The 16,211-nt window shown below is 64.8% G+C and carries 12 protein-coding genes; 6 read left to right on the top strand and 6 right to left on the bottom strand.

Translation table 11 applies throughout. The annotated features are described in order from the left end of the window. Window positions 1–57 precede the first annotated feature (57 nt). Window positions 58–756 carry a DUF6118 family protein gene (locus tag EDF57_RS17430; RefSeq protein WP_134095172.1) on the top strand — a complete coding sequence of 233 codons (699 nt, stop codon included), beginning with the start codon at window positions 58–60 and terminating at the stop codon, window positions 754–756. A 163-nt stretch (window positions 757–919) separates the two neighbouring features. Here EDF57_RS17430 and EDF57_RS17425 read toward each other — a convergent pair whose 3' ends face one another. Continuing rightward, the gene (locus EDF57_RS17425) at window positions 920–2,464 is read right to left on the bottom strand and encodes an arylsulfatase (RefSeq protein ID WP_208324891.1); all 1,545 of its coding nucleotides are present in this window, start codon (window positions 2,462–2,464) and stop codon (window positions 920–922) included. 1,900 nt (window positions 2,465–4,364) lie between these two features. On the opposite strand from EDF57_RS17425, the gene EDF57_RS17420 reads away from it, so the two are divergent. From EDF57_RS17420 to EDF57_RS17400, 5 genes are all read left to right on the top strand, one after another. Continuing rightward, window positions 4,365–4,670, top strand: a complete 306-nt coding sequence (locus EDF57_RS17420; protein ID WP_132261622.1) for a DUF6481 family protein — start codon at window positions 4,365–4,367, stop codon at window positions 4,668–4,670. A gap of 46 nt (window positions 4,671–4,716) precedes the next feature. Further along, window positions 4,717–5,427 (top strand): spermidine synthase, encoded by a 711-nt coding sequence (locus EDF57_RS17415; RefSeq protein WP_134095171.1) that lies wholly within the window; start codon window positions 4,717–4,719, stop codon window positions 5,425–5,427. 140 nt (window positions 5,428–5,567) lie between these two features. Then, the gene (locus EDF57_RS17410; protein ID WP_166675303.1) at window positions 5,568–5,921 is read left to right on the top strand and encodes a DUF3060 domain-containing protein; all 354 of its coding nucleotides are present in this window, start codon (window positions 5,568–5,570) and stop codon (window positions 5,919–5,921) included. A gap of 179 nt (window positions 5,922–6,100) precedes the next feature. Then, window positions 6,101–8,326 (top strand): TonB-dependent siderophore receptor, encoded by a 2,226-nt coding sequence (locus EDF57_RS17405; protein ID WP_134095169.1) that lies wholly within the window; start codon window positions 6,101–6,103, stop codon window positions 8,324–8,326. 27 nt (window positions 8,327–8,353) lie between these two features. Further along, window positions 8,354–8,986: a DUF4198 domain-containing protein gene (locus tag EDF57_RS17400; protein ID WP_132261626.1), complete on the top strand. Its 633-nt coding sequence runs from the start codon at window positions 8,354–8,356 to the stop codon at window positions 8,984–8,986. A 93-nt stretch (window positions 8,987–9,079) separates the two neighbouring features. On the opposite strand, the gene EDF57_RS17395 is transcribed toward EDF57_RS17400, so the two are convergent. The 5 genes from EDF57_RS17395 to EDF57_RS17375 form a co-directional block, all read right to left on the bottom strand. Next, window positions 9,080–10,144, bottom strand: coding sequence for an AI-2E family transporter (locus tag EDF57_RS17395; RefSeq protein WP_132261628.1), 1,065 nt, complete (start codon window positions 10,142–10,144; stop codon window positions 9,080–9,082). A 110-nt stretch (window positions 10,145–10,254) separates the two neighbouring features. After that, complete coding sequence (locus EDF57_RS17390) at window positions 10,255–10,911, bottom strand: glutathione S-transferase (RefSeq protein WP_134095168.1); 657 nt, start codon at window positions 10,909–10,911, stop codon at window positions 10,255–10,257. A gap of 108 nt (window positions 10,912–11,019) precedes the next feature. Further along, a complete protein-coding gene (locus EDF57_RS17385; RefSeq protein WP_132261631.1) occupies window positions 11,020–11,199 on the bottom strand; it encodes a hypothetical protein in 180 nt (59 codons plus the stop codon). Between the two features lie 152 nt (window positions 11,200–11,351). Next, entirely contained in the window at window positions 11,352–12,704 is a 1,353-nt protein-coding gene (locus tag EDF57_RS17380; RefSeq protein ID WP_134095167.1) for an oligogalacturonate lyase family protein, read from the bottom strand. Window positions 12,705–12,963: 259 nt separating this feature from the next. After that, window positions 12,964–16,149: an autotransporter domain-containing protein gene (locus tag EDF57_RS17375; protein WP_134095166.1), complete on the bottom strand. Its 3,186-nt coding sequence runs from the start codon at window positions 16,147–16,149 to the stop codon at window positions 12,964–12,966. Between the last annotated feature and the right edge of the window lie 62 nt (window positions 16,150–16,211).

The raw sequence follows: 16,211 nt of genomic DNA, 5'->3' as shown, positions 1-16,211 counted from the left end.
AGATCCAGAACTGGCTCGGCCGCTCGCGCGATCGTGGAATCGAGATAAGCTGATCGGATGCCCAACATCCACACCCCTCAAGAGCTTGATCCTGCCGCTGCGTTCGAGGCCATGGGCCAGCGCCTGGCAGGGCTTACCGCCGCCATCGACGGCCTCGCCGTCAAATTTCAGGAGATGCATGCTCGCGATTACAGTCCTGAACTGGCGAAGATCGAGGAGCGCTTCGACGCCGTACGCGACGTCGTCGAAAAGCTCAACCACCATCCCGCCATGGCGTTGACGCCGAAGACGATCGCTTCGCAGATAGAGGCGGCGGGTAGGGATGGGCGTCAGGCCGATCATCAGGCATGGGAGCGGGTAAGGAACGATCTTCTGGCCGCCGCCGATTCCATCAATGGCGTCGTCGCGTCTGCTCGCACGGAGCAGAAGCAAGCGAAATGGATGGCAATCGCGGTGGGTGCGACGCTTGTTGTTGGGCTCTTTCTGGGGGCGCCGGGCAGGGACGTGATCGACTGGAGCGCGCCAGGACGTTGGTATTGGCCGGAAGCGCGGGCTGCGAAAATCCTTGGGCGCGATAAATGGGGTGCAGGTGAGCGGCTTTTGGAGGTGGCCGATGTGCAGAGGTGGCAAAAGGTGCAGGCCGCTTTGCGTTCGATTGAGAACCAAGACGCCAGATCTGTAAAATCTGCCGATCGCAAAGCCAATCGCGTTGGGAGTGGGCGTGCGAAATTGCAGCGACGTCACGCGTCGGAATGACTGGCTCTGGCCGATTCCGGAACGACGGCTCCCCGGCCAAAATCGGCAAATAGCTGCCCGTCGCCTTCGGTGTGGCGCATCGCCGACAAACGAGATTTCCGGCCGGTCGGCTTACTGCCCAAAGCGGACGAAGCGGCCGTCAACAGCTACCCGACCGAGCTTTTCAGTTCTTCCGGCCACCTTCCTCTAGCGCCTGCAATGCCTTTTCCACGCTGAGGGAGCCGGAAATCTGGCTCGGCGGATAGTCTTTAAAGGTGGCGAGGAACTTGCCCATGATCATCGTCGCGGGCATCATGACCCAAAGCTTCTTCCCCCACCATTCGCCATATGACGTCGACTCTGTTTGATATCTCTCCCACGGATCGACGCGCAGGTTGGTGACGATCGGGACGTTTGTCGTGTCCTCCTTGCCGCTGAAGAGGTTGCCCACGATCGTCTTGAAGGTAATCTTCCACTCATCGAAGCGGAGCGCCATGAGGTCAGCGTTGTCGCTGAAGTAGAAAAACTCGCGGCGCGGACTTTCGGAAACCTCACCTTCGAAAAACGGCATGAAGTTGTACCCGTCGAGATGGGTCCTGAACGTCTTCCCGCCCGCCTCGTAGCCGTCCAGCAGCTTCTCTTTCAGACCGGAATTGCCGCCGGCGGCCGCAACGAGTGTCGGCAGCCAGTCTTCGGCCGACATGACCTCGTTGATGATCGCGCCTGGCTCGATGACGCCTGGCCACTTCGCAAGCATCGGCACCCGGAACCCGCCTTCGTATACCGTTCCTTTTTCGCCTCGGAAGGGATGGTTGCCGCCGTCAGGCCAGCTGAACACCTCCGCACCATTGTCGCTCGTGAACAGCACAATGGTGTCGTCTGCGATCCCAAGCTCATCAAGCTTAGCGAGCAGTTCGCCCACGATCCAGTCGAGCTCGGCCATGGCGTCAGCAAATAGGCCGTACCCCGTCTTTCCGTCCCATTCCTCGGAGAGGTGCGTCCACGAGTGACAACGGGTGGAGTTGTGCCAGAGGAAGAACGGCTGGCCTGCTTTAAACGAGCGGTCGATGAAATCGCACGATCGCTTCACCAGGTCCGCGTCGATGTCCTCCATATTGACCTTCGCGGCCGGGTCCATGCCGGGACGGGGCGGCAGCGGGCCAGCGTCGGTGATCTTCTGCTTGCCCACCCGGCCCCAGCGCGGATCTTCGGTCGGGTCATCCACGTCAGTCGCGACGCTGCTGATGATGTTGCGCGGGCCGAACCTGGCGAGGAACTCATCGGACTTGGGATAATCCGGGTAGTAAGGCTCCTCCATCGCGTTCAGGTGGTAGAGTATCCCGTGGAACTCGTCGAAGCCGTGCACCGTGGGCAGGTACTCGTTCCGGTCACCCAGATGGTTCTTGCCAATCTGCGCGGTCGCATAGCCGAGCGGTTTGAGAAATTCGGCGATGGTGGGGTCGGAATCCTGTAGGCCCTGTCTTGCCGCCGGAAGGCCGACTTTAAGCAGGCCCGTGCGGAAGGGCGTCTGTCCGGTGATGAATGCGGCCCGTCCTGCCGTACATGACTGTTGGCCGTAGTAGTCGGTGAACAGCGCACCCTCGCTCGCGAGACGGTCGATGTTGGGGGTGCTGCCGCCCATCATTCCGCGATGGTAGGCGCTGACGTTCCAGATTCCTACGTCATCGGCCATTATCATGACGATGTTTGGCTTGGTGGCAGCGGTCATAGCACCCTCCAGAGGATCGCGGCCCAACGCCCGCAAGGCCATTAGGTATACCGGCGCACGGACCGGTGCCGCCATCAGGGTTTCTATGCACGGAGCACTCGGCTTCTACGGAGCAGGTCTTTTCACGAACGCTCCGGCACCCTCGGCTGGTATGTAAGCGTCCGCTATCCACTCATGCTGGCCGCTCCGGATCGCCGATCGCTTCGTTGGCGGCGTAAAGCCGCCCGACCGTTTCCAGGCAGTGCAGATCCGCAGCATTAGCGGCTATGATGGGTGGTAAGTTGCCATTGTCTCAAGACTGACCGAACGCTCTAACTTGGCGGGCGTTAGGGCATGCGTGCGGGACTAATTCGAGCTTCACGATCTCGGGTCGGCCAAATGCGGGACTAACAACAAACGAAACTCGCACGCGGGAATCTGCACGGACAGGGCCTCCCGCTGTTGAGACGGCGTGAAATGCGGGGCGCACTTCACCCGCACCATACTGGAACACGCGGTGATCAACGCTCCACTCTTCGTTTCCAGCGGTAGACTTTGTGCCCTGAGGAGAGCCGGGACGGAAATAATCCAAGCAGCCCTCTGCAATCTGAATTTTCCCAGCCACGACAGCATTGCGAATTGTTGCGGTGTCGCGAACATCGGTTACGATAACATAGGTGCAGATAGCTACCCATGCGACCGCGAATATCGGCAGTGAGCGACGCCAGCGCCAACGTCGTCTAACTGCCAGCCATGCCAGCGTAACGAGAGCCACGCCCACAAGAGCAAAGATTGCAATAAACCAATACGCGGCGTGAATAAGGTCAGGTCGCCGGGTTAGGTCGAATACGGTCTGATACGTCGGATACATGCGTCGAGGCTACGCATGGGGTCGAATGTCCGCAACGGGGCGTTTGCCGAACGGCACCTATTTTCTCATTAGATGAGTCGATCCATCCCGGACGAATGACCGCTTCGGAGCAATCGGAACGGCGCCTTTGTCCGGCGACAATGGGCGCATTGCCGTCAAAGGAATGTTGGCAAACTACACGCTGGGAGTGTCGGCTTTCTTGAGTCGTGCGCTCAAAACCGGACCGAGCACAAAGTCCCAAAGTCGGTCGTTCAGGCTCACCGCGCGATGCGGTGGGTAGGTCAGTGGGTGTGGGTTTTTGTACTGCCTTGTCGGGGTGGGCGCGCGTAGTGCTCTTGTGGAATTTGATGGAATGTAGTGAGCAGCGCTGAAACAACTAGACATCCCCAAAAAGATGCTTAGTGCAGTCTATAGCGCCGGAAAAATTATTGTATTTTGGTGCGTGTGGTTAGATGTGTGGGGCTACTGTCCTTGCGGAGACATAGAATAGATTTTTATCAATGCGTTATTTATTGCAATACAAATCCCACCCTCTCCGCCAAGAGCTACTGCGACGCGCAGTTACCTACAACGACATCGGTATTCGCTGCAAGGCCGCTTCCGCGACATGGTCCCGGTGCGTTTGTCGGCGGAGATGCGGCATTATGCGGCAGCCAGGTTCATCAGCGTGACGATATGACCTGGCGCGTGCTTCGTGGAGGCAGGCGGGGGTGCCGCCTTTCGATGTCGCTGGGCGCTCGCGGGAAATCGTGCTATCGGGGCGGCGCTGATGTCGCTCTAAACGGATATTGGACCGTTCAGTCGGCTTCCTCGTTCCATAGTCGCTGCAAGAGCCAGGGGCCGCGTCCTGTCGACGTTGGTCTTTCGACGCTACGAACAAGGATCGGTCCATGATCTCCGGCAACGCTGGGTTTCCAATGCAGAGCTACAAGGCCGCTGCGGTCGATCGGTCGCCGGCGTGATCTCGCAGCTGCAGGCATCAGCGGCACTTTCAACCGAGCGCGGCGCGTCTGCGCTTTCGCTAACCACTTTCAAATCGGGTAAGGCATAATGGCAGCATACAAGGAACCAGGGGTTGAGGCCCGCCGCAAGGCCGCGAACGAGGCGCGCGCGAAGGCGCTTGCAGCCTTGAAGGCGAAGCCGCCGATCGATCCGGCCGTCCAGGCGGAACGCATCGCCAAGGCAGAGGCCCGCGAACAGGCCCAGGCCGAGAAGCGCAAGGCGGACAAGGAAAAGCGTGAACGCGCCGCAGCGCTCAAGGCCGAGCAGGCCGCCGCAGCAGCGCCGCCGACCGAAGCAGAGCGCAAGGCCGCTCGCGATGCGCGATATGCAGCGCGCAAGGCACGCCGGAACTGACACGGTAAATGCATGAATTTTCCCCGTGCGGCACCGGAGCTTTCCGGTGACCGCCGTCAGTCTTGATCTTCTTCCCGGCGACGAACTGATCGACGTTGCCCATGTCCCGAACGGAGACCGCTTGCGGCTTGTCCGCAATGGCGAGGATTTCGTGATCCTGCTCGACCATCACGAGTTGATGAGCACGGACCTCTACGCATCGGAAGAAGCACTGGCGACGATGGCCTGCGAGCGCATGGGCGTGCGCCCGGCGCCGCAGTGGCTCATCGGGGGCTACGGCATGGGCTTCACCCTGCGGGCCGCACTGGCGGTGCTGGGCGGGGACGCGAGCGTGACGATCGCCGAAATCGTGCCGGAAATCATCGCCTGGGCCAGGGGACCGATGGGAGCCTGGACCGGGGGATGCCTGGACGATGATCGCGTGCGGCTCGTCCAGGACGATGTCGCCATCCTGATCGACGCGGCGGATTGCGCTTACGACGCGATCCTTCTCGATGTCGACAACGGCCCGGAAGGGCTGACGCGCCGGGTCAACGACTGGCTCTATTCGTGCAGGGGCCTCCAGTCGGCGATGACGGCGCTCACGCCCGGGGGTATCCTGGCCATATGGTCGGCCACGCCCGATGCCGAATTTGCGGCGCTACTGGTCCAGATGGGGTTCGCGGTGACGGTCGTGCCCGTGGAAGCGCGCACCGGCGACACGATCGGCGGTGACGATCTGGAGCACGTCATCCTGTTTGCCCAGAAGGCGGCCTGAACGCTCGTTTGAAAATGCCCATGCGGGCATTTCACGACCCGGCAGCCTTATGGCCGCATCGGCATTTATGCTGGACGAAAAGCGTGCAAGTCATGCACGCAAGTTCGACCTGTGCAGACGATGAGGATGAAGCAATGGCCATGAGCACTTCTCGCCGCTTTCTCTATTCGGGCCTTGCCCTTCTTGCCGGTGGAGGCCTGGCGCTGCCCGCCAGCGCCCAGGCAAGTCTCGAAGGGGCAGGGCAGACTTCCACGCTCGATTGCGGCGGCGGTACCGCCGAGATCACCGGGTCGCAGAACCGCGTCACCGTTGAAGGGGCATGCACTCGCCTCGTGGTCGAAGGATCGGGCAATGTCGTCACGGCCGCACTGGCCGAGAAGGCCACGATCAGCGTGGTGGGCACCAGCAACCGGATCAGCTGGCGTGCGCCGGGCAAGGCCGCGCCGAGGGTCAGCAACACCGGCGTGGGCAACAGCGTCAGTCGCGCCAACTAGGCCGGGCAGGCAGCGCGCGGAGTGAGGGCCGACAGCTCAGGCTCCGGGCTGGCGTTTCCGAACATTTCCCGCATGTTTCAACAGCATGCTGAGCGATAAATATTCCAGCCAATCCGCTATTGCGAGTGACTCGCGATAGCGGATTGGCTATCCGCCCCTGCGAATCAGGGAGCGACCCAGTGAAAACCAGTCTGTTGAATTCTGTCGGCGCCGTGGGCGCCGCCATCTTTTCCTTATGCCCGGCGCAGGCCTGGGCCGACGAGGCGGCCGATGCCGCAAACGAGCGAGGGCCGGAAATTGTCGTCCTCGGCAAGAGCTATGGCGAGGAAGTCGGCAAGACGGTCACGCCGCTCAAGGACATTCCCAATACCGTCACGCTGGTCGACCGGGAGCAGATCCAGGCGCAGAACCTCTTCACGCTGGAAGATGCGCTCACCGCTACGCCCGGCATCACCGTCACCGGCGTCGGCAGCGAGGATCCCTCCTACATGTCGCGCGGCTTCGCGATCAGCAATTACCTGATCGACGGCACGCCGACCCTGTCTTTCGGCTTCCCTTCGGTCGTCCCCGACCTGTTCGCCTATGACCGGCTCGAAGTGCTGCGCGGTCCCGCGGGGCTGTTCAGCGGTTCCGGCAATCCGGCGGGCAGTATCAACCTGGTGCGCAAGCGTCCGCTGGACGAGCTGAAGCTGCAGGGATCGCTCGGCTATGGCAGCTACCAGAACTTCCGCGGCGAGATCGACGTCTCGGCGCCGCTGGCAAAGGGCGTGGCCGTGCGTGCAGGCGCCATGGTGCAGGACCAGGACCAGTTCTTCGACGTGGCGCATCGCAACCGCGTGACCGCGTTCGGCGTCGGCAAGATCGATATCGGCGAGCGTACAACCTTCACCTTTGGCGCGACTTACGATCGCTTCAAGCCGGCCATCCAGTCGGGCCTGCCCGGCCTTATCGGCGGGGCGGACGGCAGCGACGGCCAGTTGCTCGACATTCGCCGCTCCACTTACCTCGGTGCTGACTGGAACCGCTTCAAGTCCGACATCTGGTCGGCCTTCGCGGACATTACTCACGAAATCAGCGACCGCTGGACGATCCGCGCCAGCGCGCTCTACACCGACGTCGAGCGCGTCGACGTCTACAGCTATATCGGCAACCAGCCGATCACGGAAACCAACGGACTCACGAACCACATCGCCTATCGCGGCGACAGCTTCATGAAGTCGCATTCGTTCGATTTCAACGCGGTGGGCAGCTTCCCGGCTTTCGGGCGCGAGCAAACGCTGATCCTGGGCTTCGACTATCAGGACAGCTCCTATCAGTCCTACGGCACGCGCCTGTCGAACTATGCCCGGATCGACGTCTACAATCCGGTTTCCCCGCTGGAGCCGCCGCTGGATCCCTACAAGCCTTCGCCCCCCTATACGGTGCAAGGCGGCACGGGACAGACGGTCACGCAGAACCTGAGCGCAAGCGACACGCGGATCGCGCAGTTCGGCGCCTATGGCCAGATGCGCTTCAGCCCGGTCGAGGGCCTGACCGCGATTGGCGGCGGACGCCTGACCTGGTGGGATACCGATACCCAGACCCTGCTGCCGACGCTGGGCCGCAAGGGCGGCTATTCCATCGACGCGCGCTTTACGCCTTATGCCGGCCTGGTCTGGGATGCGACGCGCGAATGGAACATCTATGCCTCCTATGCGGACAGCTTCACGCCGCAGGCGGCGCCCGCGGGCAGGACCCGTCCCGATGGCCAGCAAGTCGAGCCGCTGGTCGGTGCGCAGTACGAACTGGGCACCAAGCTCTCGTTGATGAACGACCGGCTTCTGCTTTCCGCGGCGGCGTACCAGATCGAGCAGACCAACCGCCTGTTCAACGATCCTGACGATGCCGGTGTCGTGCTGCAGATCGGCAAAGTCCGCGCGCGCGGGTTCGAGGCCGAGGCGGCCGGGGAAATCCTGCCGGGCTGGCGCATCAACGGCGGCTACAGCTATACCCGCACCAAGTATCTCGAGGACGCCAACGCCAGCTTCGAAGGCCTGCCGCTGGTGCCGATCATTCCGAAGCACTCGGTCAAGGTCTTCACCAATTACAAGGCGCCGGCAGGCGCTCTGGCCGGGCTCAGCCTGGGCGGCGGCCTGACCTGGTTCAGTTCCACTTATGGCGGCAATCCGGCAACCTTCAACGCAGCCGGCGCGCTCGTCACCCGCTCGTCCATCGTGCGGCAGGGCGCCTATGCGGTGGTCGACTTGCGCGCGGGCTATGAGTTCGACGAGCGCATTTCCCTGTCGGTCAACGTGAACAATGTGCTCGACAAGACGTATTATGCGCGCATCTCCTCCACCGGACGCGGCAACTATTTCGGCACGCCGCGCACGGTCTTCGCCACGCTTCGCTTCGCCTATCCCTGAGCCCATCCTTCAACAAGGAGTTCGACCATGAAAGCCAAGTACCTGGCCCCGCTCGCGCTGGCCATTCTCGCACCGTCCGTGCAGGCCCACGAGGTCTGGATCGAACGCGACGGCACCGGCCCCGCGCGGATCTACCTGGGTGAACCCGAGGAAGTCCTTCCCCCCGAAGGCGATCCCGAGTTCGACCATCTCAAGGCGCCCAAGCTCGTTCCCGCCAGCAAGGCGCCGATGACGCGGAAGGCCGGCTATCTCGAAGTGGCGGTGCCTGCGGGCGACGTGCGCGCGCAGGATGACAGCGTCTTCGATCCCTGGGGCGAAGAAGGCAAAAAGGAGGCCGTGGCCTATTACGCCCGCGCCGGCCGCGCCGATGCGCGCGCGGTCATGCCCTTCGAAATCGCCCCTGCCAGTGCCGGCGCCGATCGCTTCGTGGTCGTGCGCGACGGCAAGCCCGTGGCCGGGGCCGAAGTCACGGTGATCTCGCCGGACAAGTGGAAGAAGTCGCTCAAGACCGATGCCCAGGGCGTGGTCGCCGTGCCAGTGCGCGGGAAGGGGCGCTATCTGCTGACGGCCTCGCAGAAGGATGAAGGCGCCTTCGAAACCTCGGTCGGCAAAGTGGCCGTGCTGCACCGCATCGCCACGACCAGCTTCCTGGTCGATTGACCGGAACGACAAAAACGCCGCGGGGAGGCTTGCTCCCCGCGGCGTTTTTCGCGGTCAGCCTTTCCGCCGGAGCGGAAACGGCGCCGAAGAAACCTAGATTTCGTGACCGATGCGCTGTTCGGTCATGATCTTCCACCCGGTCATGAACAGGGCGCCGGCGAGCGGGCCGATCACGATGCCGCTGAGGCCAACCAGTTCGATCCCGCCCAGCGTCGTCACCAGCACCAGCCAGTCCGGAATGCCGGTGTCCCGGCCCACCAGCATGGGCCGCAGGACATTGTCGGCCAGGCCGATGACCAGCACGCCCGAACCGACGACCACGGCGCCCTGCCAGATCGCGCCGGTGGCCAGGAGGTAGACCGCGACCGGGGCCCAGATGATGGCCGGGCCGATGGCGGGCAGCAGGGCGGCAATGGCCATGAGCAGGCCCCAGAGCAGGGCCGCGGGCAGGCCCACGATGGCGAAAGTGATGGCGCCCAGCGCGCCTTGCGCCAGGGCGACCAGGCCGCTGCCCTTGATCGTCGCCCGCACCACGATCACGAAACGCTCCGACAGGCGGCGCGCCACGTTGAGTTCGAGCGGGAGCGCGCGCACCACGGCAGGGCCGATCTTCTCGCCGTCGCGCAGCAGGAAGAACGTCACATAGAGGCCCACGCCGAAGGCGAGGATGAAGGACGCGGCATTGGCGCCGATGGCTAGCGCGCGGCTGGCGATCACGCTGACGCTGTTGCTCACCGCCTCGCTGATGCGGGCCTGGGCGCGCTCGAAGGAGTTGAAGCCGAAGCCGTCGATCTGTTCCTGGATGCGGAAGGGAAGGGCGTCGTGGATCTTCTGGAAATATTCCGCGAAGTTGATCTGTCCGTCGCGCATCTGGGCGTAGACGCCGGCGGCCTGTTCGACGACCAGGCTGGTGATGATCAGCGCCGGGATCACGACCGCCACGGAAATGACCAGCAGCGTGAGGGCCGCGGCAAGGTTGCGGCGCTCCGGCCAGCGGGCGAGCAGGCGCTGGAACAACGGCTGGAACAGCAGCGCGGCCAGCGCGGCCCAGAGCAGGGCGCCGATGAAGCTCGACACCACGAGGGTGAGGGCGATGGTGATCGCGGCCAGGAAGAGGATCAAGCCCCCGTTCTCGACGCGCGCCCGGTTCATGGTCATTTCTGGAATTGCCCCTGTCGAAATTCGTCACGCGTCGAAACGCGCCGTTCCGCGCTTTGCTCCGCCGCCTTGCCGCCTGTCAATTCAGGCAAGCGGCAGCGGCGGGCGCGTCAGGCATATTTGTACGGACCGCCGCTGGCCAGCGCGGCCTGATAAGCGGGGCGGGCGTGGATCCTGTCGAGCCAGGCCATCGTCGCGGGCCGGGCATCGTCCAGCCCGGCACGGCTGCGCGCGGCTTCCAGCGGGAAGCTCATCATGACATCGGCCGCGGTGAATGCGCTACCGGCGAACCATTCGCGGCGCGACAGTTCTTGCTCCACGAAGTCGAGATGAACGTCGATCATCGGTTGCAGCCGCTTCTGGGCATGGCGCCCGAGGATAGGGATCTGGCCGAGCACCAGCTTGACCAGTAGCGGCGGCATCAGCGAGCCTTCGGCATAGTGCAGAAAGTGGCGATAATGCAGCGCATCCTCGCGGTCCTGCGGCGGGCCAAGGCGGCCACCGGCCTTTTCCGTGAGATATTCGATGATCGCGCCGGTCTCGGCGACCGTGCGCGAGGCCTGCCGTGCGCCTCCGTCCTCGACAGGCGCGTCATCGACGATCACGGGCGATTTGCCGAGCGGATGGACTTTGCGAAGGCTGGGGGGCGCCAGCATCGTCTTCTCGTCGCGCTTATATCGGCGGACCGCATAAGGCAGCCCCAACTCTTCCAGCAGCCAGAGGACACGCTGGGAGCGCGAGTTTTCAAGGTGATGGACAGTAATCATGCCGGACGTAACGCGGAAACCGGCAACAAGGTCCCGACAGCGGGCCCTTGAAAGGGACAAGGCCCGCCTGGCGCCATCGGAATGGAGCGCAGGCGGCCTTGTAAGGGGTCAGGGCTTTTCGGTGCCCGGAGCGCCCGGCTTCGGCGCCTTGCCGTCTTCGATGCGGCCTTCGTTACGAAGATCGCGGCCTTCCTGGGCCTTTTCCTGGCTTTCGGGCGACTTGCCGTGCTCGAAGGCTTCTTCCTTCACGTAGCCGGCGGCTTCCTTTGCTTGGCCCTTGATGCTCATTTCTCTCTCCTGGCGTTTCTGGTCACGAAGGACCGTGACCATAGGAAAGCGCGCGAGAAGCCGATTGGCTCCTGTGGGCATAAGTGCTCAGACCAGGCCGAAACCGCGCGCCGCCTACACCGGGCCGGCATGCCCGCTGGCCGGGCCGATCCTCAAAGCTGCGCGGCGTAGAGCGCGGGCCGGCCTTCGACATTGGCGCGATAGACCAGCCAGCGCCCATCCGGCGTGAAGTGCTCGTTCGGCTCCAGGGTATAGTCCTGGCGGGAGAGATCGACGATCCTCTCGCTCTTCAGCGATCCGGTCGCGATCAGGCGGTCTCCGTCCAGCGTCTCGGCGGCTTCGGGGGAAGGGTCCGGCACGGGGCGGAACAGGCTGATGAACTTGCCCGCATCGTTGCCGTCCCCGGCGACGACCGTGCCGTCCGGGGATGTGAGGTAGTGGTAGGATCCCTGGTCGGCCGCGACCTTGTACCAGGTGCGGCGCGCAGGACCTTTCGCCGGATCCGGGCCTGCGCCGATCTCGTGGCGGGCGAGCCAGAGCATGCCGCCGCGGGGCACCTGCAGGTCGTACCAGATCGCCTTGCCGTCGCTCGACCAGTATTCGTGCCCGGCGATCTCGCCCTGCATCGTGCGGTGGTGGATCCGGGTGAGATCGCTGCCGTCGGTGCGGATCGTCCAGATGCGATCGACCTTGTGCCAGGGCCCCTCGTGGCAGAACATCATCAGCGCCGGATCGGTGGGGGAGAACTGGACGTGATTGAGCCAGTCGGTGGCGCGGTGAATGCTGCGGGCGGCGCCCGTGGCGATATCGAGCGTGAAGATCTCCATCGGCACTTTCGCGGCCAGCCGGGCGTCCATCCAGCGCGCCTTGGCTTCGGCGAAAGGCAGCGGGCGGCCCTGCGCGTCGGTACCGGAATAAGTGGGTGAGCCGGTCTTCGGATCGCGCCGGCCCTGCGCGGCGATCGCCGGCGGCGGAGGCGCCAGTTCGCGATGGCCGGCGAGCAGCGTATCGTCGGCATTGATGGATTCGATGCGGCCGCCGGGCATGCTGGCGACCTGCCGCGACTTGCCGGTGTCCAGATCCAGCATCCAGACGGTGAATGGTCCCTCGCCATCGTCGCTGCCGGCCGGGCGGGTGGTGTAATAGGCCGTCGCGCGGGTATGGCCGGTGAAGAGCAGGCGGTCCACCTTGCCCCGGAACACCAGCCTGGTGGACCAGTCGCGGGTGGAGGCCGTGCGAATGCCTTCCGCCGTCAGGTAGACCATGCGGTCCCCGCCGGGCGTGAAGGCGTTGTAATTGAAGTAGAGGCCATAGACACCGGGCCGGTCGTCCACCCGGACGATGCGGTGCCCGGTGACCGGATCGACCCATTCGCGCGGGCCGGGTCCAGCCGATCCCGATGCTGACGCCGATCCCGATCCCGATGCTGACGCTGGCGCTGACGCCGCGAATATCAGGGCGGCGCCCGCTGCGCCCGCCACGAGTGCCGACAGGGCTCTGCTCATCCTCATCTCCGTTCCATTTTGCGAAATGGAATACCGGATATCGGGACCATGGCAAGCGTCGCGCCGGTGAGAGGCGGGCCGAAAAGGGTCCGGCCCCGGTCGTATTTGGGGACGACCGGGGCCGGAGGCTGGGCGGAAGGAGCGCCGTGCGCCTTGGGGGCGCGGGGTTGGGGTGGGGCGGCGTTCCTTGCGCGGCGGGTCCGGACCGGCTGGGGCGCCGGTCCGGTGGCCGTTTCCAGCCTTGCTCAGGCGCGGGCGATCACCAGCCGATGGTGACCGATCCGCGCAAGGCGAGGTCGACATGGCCGTGGCGATCCTCGGCCGAGAGTTCGCCGCCCATCGTCAGTCCCAGCGTGCCGCCCACTGCGCGCAGGCGGGCGAACCAGCCGCTGGTGGCCTCGTCGCCGTCGAGCGTGAAGTTCTGGCCACCGGCGAAGTGGGCGGTGGTCGATCCGATGCCGCCGCTGACGATTTCGCGCCAGCCGCCCTCGGTCTCGACGCGGAACCAGTTCTCGTCGCGGCTCTGCATGCCCATGAAGTCGATGCCGAGGGTCAGGCCGCCGTTGACGCCCAGCTCGTCACTGGTGCGCGAGGCCACCGTGAGGTCGAGCGCCTTGCCGCCGCCGTTCTCGGTATAGCCGTCTTCCTTCAGGCGCACGTAGTCGACCGAGACGGCGGGACGGTAGAAGAAGTGGCTGCCGCCGCCCTCCCACGAAGCACCGCCCGCTGCGGTCACGAACGTGCCGTTCCACTTGCCCTTGATCGTGCGGTTGACGTTCTCGGTACCGATCGCGCCGATGAACTGGCGCTCGCTGTCGTAGTTCGAACGGCCCACGGAGGCGCGGCCGAAGCCCTGGACCGCGCCGAACTGGCCGCGCCAGTGACCGGCGAATTCGAACGAGTTCGACTTGATCTCGCTGGTGCCGCCGCTGGTGTGGCGGTTCCACAAGTACGAGAACGTGCCGCCGAACCGGCCGAGCCCGGTGAGGTACTCCGCGCCCAGCGACATGGCGTAGCCTTGCAGGTTGTAGGCCGCGGTGCTGCCCGCGTTCTTGTCGCTGCCCCAGAACGAGAGGTTCATCGTCGTGCTGAACCGGCCTTCGCCCCAGACCGGGTTGACCGGGTCCATGAGCTGGCGCGCGAGCGTGCGTGCGCCGAGGCTGATGCCTTCGAACGCACCGCCCGCGTGGTCTGGCAGCATCTGGCCCACGCTCTGGCGGAACTGGTCGCCATTGGTGATGCCCAGGAACACGTCCTCGATCTTCTCGTCCTGGCTGAGAGCCGTGAAGATCGCATTGTAGGCCGTCGCCTGCGAGCGGTTGAGGCCCAGTTCGGCCACGGTGCGGCGGGCAATGTCCACCACCAGGGTATTGGCGGCGGCGGTATCGTTCAGAGTCGCCTTGAACATGTAAGGCACGAGATCGGTCGCGGCCTTCAGCGTGTCGCGGCCCTGGATCGTGCCCGCCGTGAGCACCTGGTAGCTGCCCTCGGCGGTCGAGACGTCGGCCAGCTTGATCGAGAGCTTGGCCCCGTCCGCGAAGGAGGCGGTACCGGCAACGTTATAGGCCGAGCCCTGGCCCGGTGCCTTGTTCAGCGTCACCGCAAGGACGCCGTCCTTGCCGACTTCGAGGGACCCGATCGAGGCCGGTGTTTTCACGTCGAGCGTGCCGCCGGTGATCTTGACCGCGAGATTGCCGGCATTCGCCAGCGCGCCCGAGAACACCGAAGTGCCGGCAAGGGCGAGCGTATCGGTGCCGCCGCCGAAGTCCGCCGTGCCGACGAACCGCGACGATCCCGCCAGGGTCATGCTGTCCGATCCGGCGCCGAATGTGACGTTGCCGGTCTGCACGGCATCGCCCGAAAGCGAGAGGGTGTTGTTGCCGCTGCCGAACGCGACGTTGCCGGTCACCGTGCCGTCGGCGATGTCGACCACGTCGTTGCCGCCGCCCAGCAGGATGTCGCCGACGATCGAGGGGGCGGTGAAGCCCGCGCCCACCTGGGTCTGCTTCACCGTCACGCTGCCGGTCGCCCTGGAGAGGTCGATGGCGATGTTCCTGCCCGATCCCGCCTTGGCGCCGGTGGCCGAGATGGCGCCGCTGTTCTCGACGAGGGCCAGCGTGCCGCTGGCATCGCTGATGGCGGTGGCCGAACCGTTCTCGTTGACCGCGGCTGCCTTGATCGTGCCGGAGTTGCGCAAGATGGGGAGGCTGGCGCCGGCGTCGATGCGGACGGCGACGGCCTGGGCGCCCGAGGCGCTGATGGTGCCGGCGTTCTGGATCAGCGGCGTGCTCGCCCCCGCGCCGAGGCGCAGGGCGGTGGCGGCGGCGTCCTTGGAAGTCGCCGCGACCGAGCCGTTGATGCCGATGCCGCCGGCGATGGTGACGTTGCCGCCAAGGCCGCCGATGGCCAGGCCATTGCCGTCGATGCCGGTGTAGAGGCCGTGCCCTTCGACGGTGCCGTCGATCTGGAGGCCGTACTTGCTGGCCGTGGCCGCAACCGGGCCGATGGCGATATCCCTGCCGGCCGCGCCGATCACCATGGCCGGCGCCTTGCCGTAGCTGGAGACCTTGGCCGCGCCTTCGGTGGCGTCGGGAATGCCGTCGCCATCCTCGTCGGCATTGTTGGGATCGCTGTCCTTGGGCGCCACGGCCAGGACGATGCCGCCGGTCACATTGCCCGCAACGACGATCGCGGAGCCGCCCTGCAGCAGGTCGTCGGCGTCGAGCTTGGAAGGATCGGCGGGCGGGGTGGGATAGCGGTAGCCGGTCGAGACGATCGAACCCTGCACCACCATCGCGCCGTTGACGTCGCCGCCGAACTGCGCGCCGATGGCGTTCTTGCCCTGGGCCTGGACCGAACCGGCGAGGCGGACGTTGCCGTCGATCTGGCCGGTCTTCACGCCGATCGCGTTGTCGCCCAGCACGCTGGTCTTGCCGTCATGGGTGAAATTGCCGGTGAGCTTGCCGCCCAGCGAAACGCCTGCGGAATCGTTGCCCTCGATGGTGATCGTGCCGCTCTGGGTGATCTTGCCGATGTGATCGCCTTCGGTGCGGATGCCGATCCTGTTCGAGTCGAGCGCGAAGGGACCGTCGAGATCGCCGTCCTTGTCGTCGTCGGTCGGGGTATAGGGCTCGTCCAGCGTGATCGTGCCGGTGTTGACGATGTCACCCGTGGTCCCGGCATTGGCGGCGATGCCGCGCGCGCCGTTGGCATTGGTGACGGTCAGGGCGCCGGCATTGGCGACGTTGTTGTTGCTGTCCATCGTCACGGCCGTGCCGCCGGTCAGCACGACCGAGCCGTCCTTGGTCACGTTGATCGCGTCGGCCGCACCGGCCTTGATCGTCGAGGTGAGCAGCGGCGTGGTCTTCTTGGTCGTCACGTCTTCGGCGTGGGCGGCAGTCGCCAGTGCGAAAAGCGCGGTGGAAGCAAGCAGGTAGCGAGGCATCTTCGTCCCTTCAGGTCGTATTGACACCTGAGACGGAGACACTCGCCGGCAGCCTTGGAAAA

The organism is Novosphingobium sp. PhB55 (assembly GCF_004368805.1).
Taxonomy (GTDB): domain Bacteria; phylum Pseudomonadota; class Alphaproteobacteria; order Sphingomonadales; family Sphingomonadaceae; genus Novosphingobium.
This window is presented reverse-complemented; position numbering and strand designations above follow the sequence as displayed.

Bases quoted from the DNA above. Each gene is read 5' to 3' on its own strand.
- EDF57_RS17430 (WP_134095172.1), top strand. From the start codon at position 58: ATGCCCAACATCCACACCCCTCAAGAGCTTGATCCTGCCGCTGCGTTC.
- EDF57_RS17425 (WP_208324891.1), bottom strand. From the start codon at position 2,464: ATGACCGCTGCCACCAAGCCAAACATCGTCATGATAATGGCCGATGAC.
- EDF57_RS17420 (WP_132261622.1), top strand. From the start codon at position 4,365: ATGGCAGCATACAAGGAACCAGGGGTTGAGGCCCGCCGCAAGGCCGCG.
- EDF57_RS17410 (WP_166675303.1), top strand. From the start codon at position 5,568: ATGAGCACTTCTCGCCGCTTTCTCTATTCGGGCCTTGCCCTTCTTGCC.
- EDF57_RS17400 (WP_132261626.1), top strand. From the start codon at position 8,354: ATGAAAGCCAAGTACCTGGCCCCGCTCGCGCTGGCCATTCTCGCACCG.
- EDF57_RS17395 (WP_132261628.1), bottom strand. From the start codon at position 10,144: ATGACCATGAACCGGGCGCGCGTCGAGAACGGGGGCTTGATCCTCTTC.
- EDF57_RS17390 (WP_134095168.1), bottom strand. From the start codon at position 10,911: ATGATTACTGTCCATCACCTTGAAAACTCGCGCTCCCAGCGTGTCCTC.
- EDF57_RS17385 (WP_132261631.1), bottom strand. From the start codon at position 11,199: ATGAGCATCAAGGGCCAAGCAAAGGAAGCCGCCGGCTACGTGAAGGAA.
- EDF57_RS17380 (WP_134095167.1), bottom strand. From the start codon at position 12,704: ATGAGCAGAGCCCTGTCGGCACTCGTGGCGGGCGCAGCGGGCGCCGCC.
- EDF57_RS17375 (WP_134095166.1), bottom strand. From the start codon at position 16,149: ATGCCTCGCTACCTGCTTGCTTCCACCGCGCTTTTCGCACTGGCGACT.